This window comes from Streptomyces sp. NPDC057616, from assembly GCF_042800575.1.
Taxonomy (GTDB): domain Bacteria; phylum Actinomycetota; class Actinomycetes; order Streptomycetales; family Streptomycetaceae; genus Streptomyces.
Map to the genome: position 1 here is coordinate 33,615 of NZ_JBHVGU010000048.1, position 12,380 is coordinate 45,994.

At 71.2% G+C, this 12,380-nt stretch carries 14 protein-coding genes and 1 riboswitch; of the genes, 5 read left to right on the forward strand and 9 right to left on the reverse strand.

The genetic code is table 11. The features are described 5' to 3' along the window. The first annotated feature begins 53 nt into the window (after positions 1–53). Entirely contained in the window at positions 54–1,049 is a 996-nt protein-coding gene (locus ACFU97_RS39915; RefSeq protein ID WP_384266528.1) for a 2-hydroxyacid dehydrogenase, read from the forward strand. On the opposite strand, the gene ACFU97_RS39920 is transcribed toward ACFU97_RS39915, so the two are convergent. Both ACFU97_RS39920 and ACFU97_RS39925 read right to left on the reverse strand, forming a co-directional pair. Then, positions 1,001–2,896 carry an anthranilate synthase family protein gene (locus ACFU97_RS39920; RefSeq protein WP_384266531.1) on the reverse strand — a complete coding sequence of 632 codons (1,896 nt, stop codon included), beginning with the start codon at positions 2,894–2,896 and terminating at the stop codon, positions 1,001–1,003. The genes ACFU97_RS39915 and ACFU97_RS39920 overlap by 49 nt on opposite strands. 115 nt (positions 2,897–3,011) lie before the next feature. After that, the gene (locus ACFU97_RS39925; protein ID WP_071528813.1) at positions 3,012–3,068 is read right to left on the reverse strand and encodes a trp operon leader peptide; all 57 of its coding nucleotides are present in this window, start codon (positions 3,066–3,068) and stop codon (positions 3,012–3,014) included. A 96-nt stretch (positions 3,069–3,164) separates the two neighbouring features. On the opposite strand from ACFU97_RS39925, the gene ACFU97_RS39930 reads away from it, so the two are divergent. Both ACFU97_RS39930 and ACFU97_RS39935 read left to right on the forward strand, forming a co-directional pair. After that, positions 3,165–4,517, forward strand: coding sequence for a class II 3-deoxy-7-phosphoheptulonate synthase (locus ACFU97_RS39930; RefSeq protein WP_384266533.1), 1,353 nt, complete (start codon positions 3,165–3,167; stop codon positions 4,515–4,517). A 154-nt stretch (positions 4,518–4,671) separates the two neighbouring features. After that, on the forward strand, positions 4,672–4,896 hold the full coding sequence (locus tag ACFU97_RS39935) for a bacterioferritin-associated ferredoxin (RefSeq protein WP_384266534.1): 225 nt from the start codon (positions 4,672–4,674) through the stop codon (positions 4,894–4,896). Here ACFU97_RS39935 and bfr read toward each other — a convergent pair. Continuing rightward, positions 4,893–5,372: a bacterioferritin gene (gene bfr, locus ACFU97_RS39940; protein WP_384266537.1), complete on the reverse strand. Its 480-nt coding sequence runs from the start codon at positions 5,370–5,372 to the stop codon at positions 4,893–4,895. The two genes, ACFU97_RS39935 and bfr, sit on opposite strands and share 4 nt — an antisense overlap. Positions 5,373–5,544: 172 nt before the next feature. On the opposite strand from bfr, the gene ACFU97_RS39945 reads away from it, so the two are divergent. Next, positions 5,545–6,192: a sulfite oxidase-like oxidoreductase gene (locus ACFU97_RS39945; RefSeq protein ID WP_384266539.1), complete on the forward strand. Its 648-nt coding sequence runs from the start codon at positions 5,545–5,547 to the stop codon at positions 6,190–6,192. 16 nt (positions 6,193–6,208) lie between these two features. On the opposite strand, the gene ACFU97_RS39950 is transcribed toward ACFU97_RS39945, so the two are convergent. The 6 genes from ACFU97_RS39950 to thiO form a co-directional block, all read right to left on the reverse strand. Next, positions 6,209–6,706 (reverse strand): DUF4396 domain-containing protein, encoded by a 498-nt coding sequence (locus ACFU97_RS39950; RefSeq protein ID WP_384266542.1) that lies wholly within the window; start codon positions 6,704–6,706, stop codon positions 6,209–6,211. Between the two features lie 78 nt (positions 6,707–6,784). Then, the gene (locus ACFU97_RS39955) at positions 6,785–7,654 is read right to left on the reverse strand and encodes a deoxyribonuclease IV (RefSeq protein WP_384266544.1); all 870 of its coding nucleotides are present in this window, start codon (positions 7,652–7,654) and stop codon (positions 6,785–6,787) included. Positions 7,655–7,688: 34 nt separating this feature from the next. Then, positions 7,689–9,608, reverse strand: coding sequence for a Stk1 family PASTA domain-containing Ser/Thr kinase (gene pknB, locus ACFU97_RS39960; RefSeq protein WP_384266547.1), 1,920 nt, complete (start codon positions 9,606–9,608; stop codon positions 7,689–7,691). Between the two features lie 118 nt (positions 9,609–9,726). Then, positions 9,727–10,521 carry a thiazole synthase gene (locus ACFU97_RS39965; protein ID WP_384266549.1) on the reverse strand — a complete coding sequence of 265 codons (795 nt, stop codon included), beginning with the start codon at positions 10,519–10,521 and terminating at the stop codon, positions 9,727–9,729. Between the two features lie 3 nt (positions 10,522–10,524). Beyond that, on the reverse strand, positions 10,525–10,725 hold the full coding sequence (thiS, locus tag ACFU97_RS39970) for a sulfur carrier protein ThiS (protein ID WP_384266551.1): 201 nt from the start codon (positions 10,723–10,725) through the stop codon (positions 10,525–10,527). Next, positions 10,722–11,876 carry a glycine oxidase ThiO gene (thiO, locus tag ACFU97_RS39975; RefSeq protein WP_384266554.1) on the reverse strand — a complete coding sequence of 385 codons (1,155 nt, stop codon included), beginning with the start codon at positions 11,874–11,876 and terminating at the stop codon, positions 10,722–10,724. The genes thiS and thiO overlap by 4 nt, the downstream gene beginning before the upstream one ends. Further along, positions 11,874–11,985: riboswitch (TPP riboswitch) on the reverse strand. Its footprint overlaps the gene before it by 3 nt. A gap of 53 nt (positions 11,986–12,038) precedes the next feature. Here thiO and ACFU97_RS39980 point away from each other — a divergent pair. Next, the gene (locus ACFU97_RS39980) at positions 12,039–12,380 is read left to right on the forward strand and encodes a hypothetical protein (protein ID WP_384266555.1); all 342 of its coding nucleotides are present in this window, start codon (positions 12,039–12,041) and stop codon (positions 12,378–12,380) included.

Consider the following 12,380-nt stretch of genomic DNA (forward strand, 5'->3'; position numbering starts at 1 on the left):
AGGGTTGTGGGCCGTATATTCGGCCCATAACCCACCGGAAGGGATGCCGCTTCGTGGAGATCCTCGCCTTCGGCGTGCAGGCGGACGAGAGGCCACTGATCGAGCGGGCCTTCGCGGGCCACCACGAGGTCCACTGCCTCGACGTCTTCCTCAACGAGGACACCGCGCCCATCGCGGCCGGCCACGAGATCATCTCCACGAGCGTCAACGCCGATCTCGGCGCCGGCGTCCTGGAGCTCCTCGCGGCCGGCGGCACCCGGATGGTCGCCCAGCGCTCCACCGGCTTCAACAACATCGACCTCGACGTCGCACAGCGCCTGGGCATGACGGTCGCCCGGGTCTCGTACTACTCGCCGTACTCGGTCGCCGAGTTCGCCTGGACCCTCGCCATGGCGGTCAACCGCCGTGTCGTCCGCGCCTCCACCCGCACGCGCGACTTCGACTTCCGGCTGGACGGCCTGATGGGCCGCGACATGCACGGCCGCACCGCGGGCGTCCTCGGCACCGGCAAGATCGGCGAGGCGTTCACCCGGATCGCGCACGGCTTCGGCATGCGGCTGCTCGGCTGGGACGTCGCCGAGAACCCCGCGTGCAGGGACCTCGGCATGACGTACGTCTCCAAGGAGCGGCTCCTCGCCGAGTCCGACCTCGTCACCCTGCACGTGCCGCTGATGCCACAGACTCAGCACCTCATCGACGCCGCCGCGCTGAAGGCGATGCGCGACGACGCGATCCTGGTCAACTCCAGCCGCGGCGGCCTGATCGACACCGCGGCCCTCGTCGCCGAACTGCGCGAGGGCCGCTTCACGGGCGTCGGCCTCGACGTCTACGAGGCGGAGGCCGGGCTCTTCTACGTCGACCGGTCGCTGGAGGCGATCGAGGACGACACCCTGGCCCGCCTGGTCACCTTCCCGAACGTCCTGGTCAGCTCCCACCAGGCGTACTACACCGAGGACGCGGTCGGCCAGATCGTCGAGGCCACGGTGCGCAACGTCCTCGACTACCGGGCCGGCCGCCGCTCCGAGAACGTGCTGGTGCCGCGCAGCTGACCGATCAGCTCACGCACCACCGAGGCGCCGTCGAGCGTCAGGATCGACTCCGGGTGGAACTGCACGCCGGCGAAGCCCGGGCCGCGCAGCGCGTGCACCTCGTGCGACGGGCCGCGGCTGACGTCGACGCCGTGCGCGGCCAGCTCCGCCCGGGCCTCGTCGTCGCAGCGCGCCACGAAGCTGTTGTAGAAGCCGACGGTCTCGGTCCGCCCGAACAGGTCGATCGCCGTCTGCGCGCCCTGGTACGGCACCTCCTTGCGCACGATCTCCAGGCCCAGCTCGGCCGCGATCAGCTCGTGGCCCAGGCAGACCCCGAGCACGCCGTGCCGGTGGTTCCGGATCACCTCGGCGGTCAGCTCCCGCAGCAGCCGCATCTTGGGGTCGTCCAGGTCGGACGGGTCACCGGGGCCGGGGCCGAGGACCACCAGCCCCTCGTGCGCGAACACCGCCTCCCGCAGCCCGGGTTCGTCGAAGCGCCGGACGGTCACGTCCAGCCCGCCCGACCGCAGGACGTGCGCGAGCATCGCCGTGAAGGTGTCCTCGCCGTCGACCACCAGGGCGTGCCCGCCGAGCTCGGCGGACCGCTCCTGCATCCGCAGCCAGAACGGGGCGAGCGAGGCGCGGCGCCCGTCGAGCGCGGCACGCACGCGTGGGTCGTCGGCGAGCCGTACGCGCGTGTGCTCCTCGCGCGGCCGACCCGGGCGCACGCCCAGGGCCGCCAGCACGCCCGCCGCCTTCGCGTGCGTCTCCGCGACCTCGCCCGCCGGGTCCGAGCCGCGCACCAGGGTGGCGCCGACCGGGACCCTGAGGCGCCCGTCGGCGGAGATGTCGGCGGTGCGGATCAGGATGGGGGAGTCGAGGGTCTGCGCACCGCCGGAGTCCCGGCCGAGCAGGGCCAGCGCGCCCGCGTAGTAGCCGCGCGCCACACCGTCGCGACCGAGGGGCTCGTGGCGCTCGATGACCCGGCAGGCGTTCTGCACCGGCGACCCGGTGACGGTCGCCGCGAACATGGTCTCCTTCAGGACCTCGCGCACGTCCAGCGACGACTTCCCGCGCAACTCGTACTCGGTGTGCGCGAGATGGGCCATCTCCTTCAGCCGCGGCCCGACGACGACGCCGCCCATGTCGCCGACGGTGCACATCATCTTGAGCTCCTCGTCGACCACCATCGACAACTCCTCGATCTCCTTGCCGTCGGCGAGGAACTCGAGCAGGTGCTCCGGGGTCGGGCCCTCGGCGGGATAGCGGTACGTCCCGCTGATCGGGTTCATGACGACCGTGCCGCCGGTCATCCGCACATGCACCTCTGGGCTGGCCCCGACCAGCGTCCGCTCCCCGGTGTGCACGACGAACGTCCAGTACGCGCCCCGCTCGCCCTCCAGCAGCCGCCGGAAGAGCGCCAGGGCGTCCGCGCGCGAGAACCCCGGGATCTCCCCTTCGTACGTCCGCCGGATCACGAAGTTGGCGCCCTCGCCCCGCCCGATCTCCCCGCGCAGCACCCGGCCGACGATCTCGCCGTACTCCTCGTCGCCGACGTCGAAGCCGCCGCCCGTCACCCGCACCTCCTGGGCGGGGAGCTGCGTGAGTACGTCGGCGATCGGGATCTCGTACGACTCCTCGGGGGTGAGGAAGGCCAGGGGCGTGCCGTCGTCGCGGACGTCGAAGCCGCGCTCCCGGATCTGGCGGAAGGGGACCAGCGCGAGCCCCTCGCCGGGCAGGTCGGCGAGGCGGTCGTAGGTGCTGACCGGGCCGAGGAGGAGCTCGACGGTGTTCTCGTCATGGCCCGGGGCACGGCGCCGCAGCAGGGCGAACGGCCTGGGGTCGTGCAGCAGGTCCAGCAGGTTCATGGGTCCCGGTTCCTTCTCGGTCGTCGCCGACCGTGTCGACGGAGGAGAGGAACGACCCCGGGAACGCCGAAGGCCGCCCCTCGGGCGGCCTTCGCGAAGTCTTGCGTACGCGCAGTCAGTGGGCCGCCGGATGAGCGGTCCACCACCAGTTCTGGGTCGAGTGCGCGAACATGCGACGCACCTTACCGCATGTCCGGCAGTCGTACCCCGTGTCTCAATTGCTGGGCATGGGGCAGGACGCCCGACACGACCCCGTAATGTTGAGGTCGTGACCGTGAACGCTAAGACCAGCGCGAGCGCTGGCAACACCTGGCGAAACCTGCCCGCGGCGCAGCAGCCCGAGTACCCCGACACCGAGGCTCTGCGCGCAGTTGTTGCGGACCTCGCGTCGTATCCGCCGCTCGTCTTCGCGGGCGAGTGCGACCAGCTGCGCGCCCGGATGGCGGCCGTCGCCAAGGGAGAGGCGTTCCTCCTCCAGGGAGGCGACTGCGCCGAGGCGTTCGACGCGGTGTCCGCGGACCACATCCGCAACAAGCTCAAGACGCTGCTCCAGATGGGCGCCGTGCTGACGTACGCCGCCTCGGTGCCGGTCGTGAAGGTGGGCCGCATCGCCGGCCAGTACTCCAAGCCGCGCTCCAAGGGCACCGAGACCCGCGACGGCGTGACCCTGCCGACCTACCGCGGCGACTCGGTCAACGGCTTCGACTTCAACGAGGCCGCCCGCGTCCCGGACCCCGAGCGCCTGAAGCGGATGTACAACGCCTCCGCCTCCACGCTGAACCTGGTGCGCGCCTTCACCACCGGCGGCTACGCCGACCTGCGCCAGGTGCACGCCTGGAACCAGGACTTCGTGAAGTCGTCCCCGTCCGGGCAGCGCTACGAGCAGCTGGCGCGCGAGATCGACAACGCGCTCAACTTCATGCACGCCTGCGGGGCCGACCCGGAGGAGTTCAAGACGGTCGAGTTCTACTCCTCGCACGAGGCGCTGCTGCTCGACTACGAGTCCGCGCTGACCCGCGTCGACTCCCGCACCGGGCAGCTCTACGACGTCTCCGGGCACATGGTGTGGATCGGTGAGCGCACCCGGCAGCTGGACGGCGCGCACATCGAGTTCGCCTCGAAGATCCGCAACCCGATCGGCATCAAGCTCGGCCCGACGACGACGGCCGAGGAGGCGCTGCAGTACATCGAGCGCCTGGACCCGGAGCGCGAGCCGGGCCGGCTGACCTTCATCGTCCGCATGGGCGCCGACAAGGTCCGCGACAAGCTCCCCGAACTGATCGAGAAGGTCACCGCCTCCGGTGCCACCGTGGCCTGGGTCACCGACCCGATGCACGGCAACACCTTCGAGGCGGCCTCCGGCCACAAGACCCGCCGCTTCGACGACGTGCTCGACGAGGTCAAGGGCTTCTTCGAGGTCCACAAGAGCCTGGGCACCCACCCGGGCGGCATCCACGTCGAGCTCACCGGTGACGACGTCACCGAGTGCGTGGGCGGCGGCGACGAGATCTTCGTCGACGACCTGCACCAGCGCTACGAGACGGCCTGCGACCCGCGGCTGAACCGCAGCCAGTCCCTCGACCTGGCGTTCCTCGTCGCGGAGATGTACAGGGACCAGTGACGGGTTCGCCTGTTACCGGCGCATGAAGTGGGGCGCGGATCACATACGATCCGCGCACCACTCCACTTTTGCGCTTCCTGTCCGCCGGGTAAGGTTAGGTTAGCCTCACCGATCATCGGGGAGAGCACTTCGACCCCGCCGGGAGGTGAGCCGCGTGTACGTCTGCAGTTGCTTCGGGATCACCGAACAGCAGGTCAAGCAGCACGCGGAGAACGGCGCCTGCAGCCCCCGCCAGATCGCCTCCGCCTGCAAGGCGGGCACCGACTGCGGTTCGTGTGTGCGGCGCATCCAGGCGATGCTCGGCCGCGGCGCGCTTCCCCGCCGCGAGTCCGTCGAGCAGGACACGCCCGCCCTGGCCGGACTGGACGAGGCCGCCTAGCTCTCCGGCTGCTCGATGAGCTGCGCGATGTAGAGCGCCTCGCCGAGCTTCTCGACCAGCTCCAGCTGGGTGTCGAGATAGTCGATGTGGTGCTCCTCGTCCTCCAGGATCGACTCGAAGATGTTGGCGGACGTGATGTCGCCCTTGTCGCGCATCACCTTGATGCCCCGCCTGAGGCGGTCGATGGCCTCGACCTCGATCTGCCGGTCGGCCTCGAACATCTCCTTGACGGTCTGTCCCACGCGTACGTGGAAGAGCCGCTGGTAGTTCGGCAGCCCTTCGAGGAAGAGGATGCGGTCGGTGAGCACCTCCGCGTGCTTCATCTCGTCGAAGGACTCGTGACGCGTGTACTTCGCGAGCTTCGTCCAGCCGAAGTTCTCCTGCATCTTCGCGTGCAGGAAGTACTGGTTGATCGCGGTCAGCTCGCCGGAGAGCTGCTCGTTGAGGAATTCGATGACCTCGGGGTCGCCCTGCATCGCAGAGGCTCCTTCCGCGCGGGGGACTGGCAGGTTGGGCCGCATGATTGCACCGGCATCCAAGATCGTCCAGTAAGTCTTCACTTAGTAAGTACGTGCATGCTTGATGGCAATTGCCCATGTTTGCAGAGGCCGGTCAGGTGCACCGTTCCCGGTCTGTCAGGATGGAGGCATGGGTCAGCCGGTGGAGCGCGAATCGGGAGAACACGATTCGGGAAGAGCAGCACAGCCTGAGCTTCCGCCGGGACAGCGCCTGCAACGGGGCTGGCCGGTCACGCACTACGGACCCGTCCCCAAGTTCCGCCCCGAGCGCTGGGAGTTCCGGGTCTTCGGTGCCACCGAGGACGGTGGCAAGCACTGCTGGACCCACGAGGAGTTCGCGGCCCTGCCGTACACCACCGTCATGGCCGATCTGCACTGCGTGACGAAGTTCAGCATGCTCGGCGCCGAATGGGGCGGCATCCCGGCCCGGACGATCCTGCGGATCGCACCGCCCGCGCCCGCGGTCACCCATGTGATGGTGTGGGCCGAGTACGGCTTCAGCTCCAACCTGCGCCTCGCGGACTTCGCCTCCGAGCGGACCATCTTCGCCACCCACAAGGACGGCGAGCTGCTGACGGCGGAACACGGCTTCCCGCTGCGCCTCGTCGTGCCCCATCTGTACGCCTGGAAGGGCCCCAAGTGGGTCCGCGGCGTGGAGTACATGACCGCCGACCGCCGCGGCTTCTGGGAGGAGCGCGGCTACCACAACGTCGGCGACCCCTGGAAGGAGCAGCGCTACTCCTACCAGGAGGAGCCCGGGGACGGCCCCGAGCTCTGACTCCCGGCGGACGCCGTCAGTGGTGGTAGGCGTGCACCACCGCGTGGCCCTTGCCGCGGCCGATCATCCACTTGTTCACCGGTGTCGTCACGACGAAGGCGAGCACGAGCGAGATCGCCAGCGAGACCCAGAACAGCGGGTCGGCGAGGGTGGCGTCCATGGCGTCGGGCCACAGCACGATCACGCCGTTGTCGATCAGCTCCATCACGGCGATGGACAGGGTGTCCGCGGCCAGCGCCACCCGGAAGGCCGCCCGGAAGCCGACGCCTGCCTTGAGTACCCCGCGCAGGGTGAGCGAGTAGCCGAAGAAGAACGCGAGGACGATCGCCAGGACCGTCGTGGAGAGGTTGCCCCAGCCCAGCGCGGTGCCGATCACCATGCCCAGCACCTCGCCGATGGCGCAGCCGGTGAGGCAGTGCAGGGTCGCCTGTGCGGCCGTGCTCCAGGTGGCCCCGGCCGGGTGGTGGTGTGCGTGCGGCCGGGCCGGCGCGTGTGCGTGTGTCTCGTGGTCCATGCTGCTGCCCCCAATGTCAGGTCACGGTTCCTGCACCGAGCTGGAACCGCATACCCCCTGGGGGTATTCCCTCACGCGCTAAGAATCACGGAGTTTCTTCAGCCGCTCCACGTCCGCCGCGTGCCCCTCCTTGCCGCCGGGCGTCTCGATGATCAGCGGTACGCCCTCGGTCGCGGGGTGGGTCATCAGCGCCCGGAACGGGTCCTCGCCGATGTGACCTGCGCCGATGTTCTCGTGCCGGTCCTTGTGCGCGCCGACCACGTCCTTGGAGTCGTTGGCGTGGATCAGCTTCAGCCGGCCCTCGCCGACCGTGTCCACCAGCAGATCGAGGGTCTGGTGCATGCCGCTCGGCCCGGCCAGGTCGTGGCCGGCCGCGAAGATGTGGCAGGTGTCCAGGCAGACTCCCAGCCTGGGGTGAGCGTCCAGCGCCTCGAAGTACGGCCCGAAGTCCCAGGTCCGCGAGCACAGCGAGGCGCCCTGCCCGGCCGTCGACTCCAGCAGCAGGAACGGGTCGTCGTCATGGGTGAGCTCGTCCAGCAGCGGCAGCAGGTGCTCCCGTACCTGCTTCAGGGCCACCGACCGCTCCCGGCCGCCGGTCGCGCTGCCCGTGTGCACGACCACGCCGAGCGCCCCGATCTCCCGCCCGCGCCGCAGCGAGTGCCGCATCGACTCCACGGACCTCTCGACGGTCGCCGCGGTGTGCGAACCGAAGTTGATCAGGTACGGGGCATGGACGTACGCCGGGATGGACTCGGCCTCGCACACCGCCCGGAACTCCTCGTCCTGCCGCGGATTGCCGGTGGGCGTGGCCCAGCCGCGCGGGTTGGCGACGAAGACCTGCACCGTCTCGGCCTTGAGGTCATGCGCGTAGGACAGGCCGACGGAGCTCAGGCCGCCGGCCACGGGGACGTGGCCGCCGACGGGGTTGCGGGGCTGCTGACTCTTCACCGGTCCAGGGTGTCACGCGCTGCGACGTGCCCCGTCACCGGATCTTGATGGTGATCGTCGACCCCTTGGGCGCCTTGTCGCCGCCCTTCACGGACTGGTCCTTGACGGTGTCGCCGAACAGGCCCAGCAGGCCGCGGTCCTCGCTGACCTTGAAGCCGGCGCCCTCCAGCGTCTGCTTCGCGTCGTCGACGCTGTCGCCCTTGACGTCCGGGACCTCGACCATGACCGGGCCCTTGGACAGGGTCAGCGTGACCGTGTCACCCTCGGCGGCCTGGCCGTCGCCCGCGGGCGTCTGCGTGGCGACCTGGCCCTTGTCGAACTCGGAGTTGACCCGCCCCGGGGCGACCTTCACCGCCAGGCCCGCGTCCTCCAGGTCCGCCTTCGCCTCCTCCAGGTCCTCCCCGGTGACGTCCGGGACGTCCACGGGGGAGCCCTTGCTCACGACCAGCGCGATCGCCGAGCCCGCGTGCCGCGTGGTGCCCGCCTCCGGGGAGGTGGAGATCACGGAGCCCTTGTCGACCTCGTCGCTGAACTCACGGGTGACCATGCCGGGCTCCAGCGCGGCCTTCTTCAGCCGGGCCCTCGCCTCGGCCAGCGTCCGGCCCTCCAGGTCCGGCACCCGCACGGTCTCCGGGCCGTCGGAGATGGTGAGCGTCACGGAGGCGTTGTCGCGGATGCGCGTCCCCGGCACCGGGTCCGCGCTGATGACCGTGCCCCGCTTCACCGTGTCGCTGTAGGCGTGCTTGACCGTCCCGAGGTCGAGACCGGCCTCCCCGAGCTGCTTGCGCGCCTCCGTCTGGGTCTTCGCCAGCACCGGCGGGACCTTGGTGAACTGCCCGGAGTTGATGTACCAGACGCCCGCGCCGACCCCGAGGACCAGCAGCACGGCGAGGACGATCGCGACCGGACCGCGCCGGGCGCCCGCGCCACGGCGGCGCGGCGGCAGGGGCGGCGGACTCTCCAGCCGGCTGGTGCGCAGGACCTCGTCCTCGTTCACCGGCAGCGGCTGCTGCATCGCCAGCGCGCGCGGGATCACGCTCGTACGGTCCTGGGAGATGTCCAGGTGCGCCGGGGCGAGGGCCTGCGGCGGCATCGCGTCGAGCTGGTCCGCGTCGAGCGAGACCCGCACGTCCCGCACATGCGCGAGGAGCGCCACCGCGTCCTGCGGACGGCGGTCCGGGGTGCGCGCGGTGGCCACCGCGACCAGCTCGTCCAGCGCGTACGCCAGCCCCGGCACGGCGGCCGACGGCGGCGGGACGTCCTCGTGGATGTGCTTGTAGAGGACGGTGGCCGGCGAGTCCCCGCCGTGCGGGCGGTCGCCGGTCAGCATCTCGTACAGGACGACACCGCACGCGTACACGTCGACCCGGGGGTCGGCGATGCCGTGCTCGATCTGCTCCGGTGCGAGGTAGGAGACGGTGCCGAGGACGGTGCCCGTCGTGCTGGTGACGGTGTTCACCGCGCGGACCAGCCCGAAGTCGGCGACCTTGACCCGGCCGTCATCCCCTATCAGGACGTTCTCCGGCTTCATGTCCCGGTGCACGAATCCGGCCCGGTGCGCGGCACCGAGCGCGGCGAGGACCGGCTCCAGGATGTCCAGGGCGGCGCGCGGCTGCAGCGCCCCGCGCTCGCGCAGCACGTCACGCAGGGTGCACCCGGCGACGTACTCCATGGCGAGATAGACGTACGACCCGTCGGTGCCCTGGTCGAAGACCTGCACCACGTTCGGGTGGGCCAGCCGGGCGACCGACTTCGCCTCCCGGATGAACCGCTCGACGAAGGTGCCGTCGGCGGCGAGCGTCGGGTGCATCACCTTCAGCGCGAGCACACGGTCCAGGCGGGTGTCCAGGGCCCGGTAGACCGTGGCCATCCCGCCGACCGCGATCCGCGCGTCCACGCGATAGCGCCCGTCGAGCACCTGCCCGACCAGAGGGTCCTGAAGGGTCGTATCCACGCAGGTGAGTGTACGAGCCGTGACCGACAAGGCCGTCCGTTCCTGCCGGATCGGGGCGTGACTGCAGCCGACCTGTGACGGACCTCGCACCCGTTTCCGGGGCCCGTCGAACGCGCGTTCAGAAGGCGGGACGCTCGGGATCCAGGTGCGCGCGCCCCTGGTGCGGCGAGGACGCCTCGGCGAAGTGACGGCGCGGAATGCGGCCCGCCCGGTACGCCAGCCGGCCCGCCTCCACCGCGTGCTTCATGGCCTCGGCCATCAGCTGCGGCTCCTGCGCCCGCGTCACCGCCGAGGCGAGCATCACACCCGCGCACCCCAGCTCCATCGCGAGCGCCGCGTCCGAGGCCGTACCGGCGCCCGCGTCCAGGATCACCGGCACGCACGCGTGCTCGGTGATCAGCTGGAAGTTGTGCGGGTTGCGGATGCCGAGACCGGAGCCGATGGGCGAGCCGAGCGGCATGATCGCCGCGCAGCCGGCGTCCTCCAGCTTCCGGGCGAGGACGGGGTCGTCGTTGGTGTACGGCAGCACGGTGAAGCCGTCGTCGACCAGGGTCTCGGCGGCGTCGAGCAGCTCGATCGGATCGGGCAGCAGGGTGCGCTCGTCGGCGATCACCTCGAGCTTGACCAGATCGGTGCCGAGGGCCTCGCGCGCCAGCCGCGCGGTCAGCACCGCCTCCCCGGCGGTGAAGCAGCCGGCCGTGTTCGGCAGTACCCGGATGCCGAGCCGGTCCAGGACGGAGAGCACCGAGCCGTGCACCGAGGGGTCCACGCGCCGCATCGCGACCGTGGTCAGCTCCGTGCCGGACGCCACCAGCGCCCGCTCCAGCACGTCGAGGCTCGGGGCACCGCCGGTACCCATGATCAGGCGGGACGTGAAGGACGTACCGCCGAGGGCGAAGGGATCGTCGGCCATGGGTCAGCCTCCTTGGACGGCGGTGAGGACCTCGACGCGGTCCCCGTCGGAGAGGGGCGTCGCCGGCCACTGCGCGCGCGGGACGACGGTTTCGTTGAGGGCGGCGGCCACGCCGGAGGGGGCCGGGGTCAGCGTCCGCACGACGGTGTCGAGAGCGGTGCCGGAAGCGAACTCCCGGGGCTCCCCGTTGACGGAGATGTTCATACGGGCTGCTCCACGCGCGCGAAGCGCCTCGGGGTGAACGGGCGGGCCTCGTCCGGCAGTTCACCGGTGGTCAGGACGTGCGCCATGGCGTCGCCGGTGACCGGCGTGAGCAGCACGCCGTTGCGGTGGTGCCCGGTGGCCAGCAGGAGCCCGGGCAGCTGCGTCGGGCCGAGCAGGGGCGCGTTGTCGGGGGAGCCCGGGCGCAGACCCGCGCGCGTCTCCGTCAGCGGCAGCTCGGTGATGCCGGGGACCAGTTCGTGCGCGTCGCGCAGCAGCTCGTAGACCCCGCCCGCGGTGACCGTCGTGTCCCAGCCGAGCTCCTCGGTGGTCGCGCCGATCACCAGCTCGCCGTTCTCGCGCGGCACCAGGTAGACCTGGCTGCCGCGCACCACCGCGCGCACGGTGCGGCTCAGGAAGGGCGCGAACCGCCGCGGCACGGTCAGCCGCAGCACCTGCCCCTTCACCGGCCGCACTGGCGGCAGCACGTCGTCGGGGACACCGGGGAGCCGCCCGCTGAGGCTGCCGGCGGCCAGCACCACCTGGCCCGCGCCCAGTTCGGTGCCGTCCGCCGTGGTGACACCGCGGGCCCGGTCGCCCGCGACGTGGAAGCGCTCGGCCCACTGGCGGTGGAAGACCACGCCCGCGTGCTCGCACGCGGCGACCAGCGCGCGTGCCAGCCGCCGCGGGTCGATCTGGTGGTCGCCGTCGACCCGGAGCCCGCCGCGCACGCCCGGCGCGAGCATCGGCTCCAGGCGCCGGCAGTCGCGGCCCGACAGCCACTCCGACTCCAGCCCCGACTCCCGCTGCAGGGCGTGCAGTTCGCGCAGATGGGCGCGGTCGTCGGCGTCCAGCGCGACGGCGAGGGTGCCGCACCGGCGGTAGCCGAGGTCGTGGCCGGTGAGCTCGGTCAGCTCGGCCGCGAACTCCGGATAGCGGCGGGCCGAGGCGAGGTTCAGGCCGAGCAGGGTCTGCTCGCCGTAGTGCAGTTCGGTGACCGCGGCGAGCATCCCGGCGGCCACCTGCGCGGCACCGCCCCCCGGTTCGGGATCCACGAGGGCCGTGGCGAACCCGCGCTGCGCGGCGCGCCAGGCCGTGACCAGGCCGATGATTCCGCCCCCGACGACGAGGACGTCCGACATACGTGACGGCATGGGCGTCCAGCCCCTCCCTTCGCCGGCATGACCCGGATCAGGTTCGTACGGTCGGAGGCCGCCAGCCTCCCTCTCAGCCCGGTGCGTCCGGGCTCCCGCGAGTGCTTGTACGTTGGCCACCCTAGCCCGACCCTCCGCGCCTCTGTAAGGGAGCCTCCCGCCATGCCCCGCTCGCTGGACGGACTCGTCCTCGCCCCTGTCGCCGACCAGGCCCCAGGTCAGGTGGGTACGCGGACCCGGTTCACGTACCACGAGAAGGACGGCGAGATCTGGGCCGCGTACGCGGGCGGGGACGTCGTACGGGGCCATCTGGTGGGTACCCGGGACGGCGACCGGCTGGACTTCCGGTACGTGCAGCTCAAGCGCGACGGGACGACGTCCTCGGGGCACTGCGTGTCCACGGTGGTGGAGCTGCCGGACGGGCGCGTGCGGCTGGAGGAGACCTGGGAGTGGGAGTCGCAGAGCGGCAGCGGCACCAGCGTTGTGGAGCAGGTCACTGAGTGA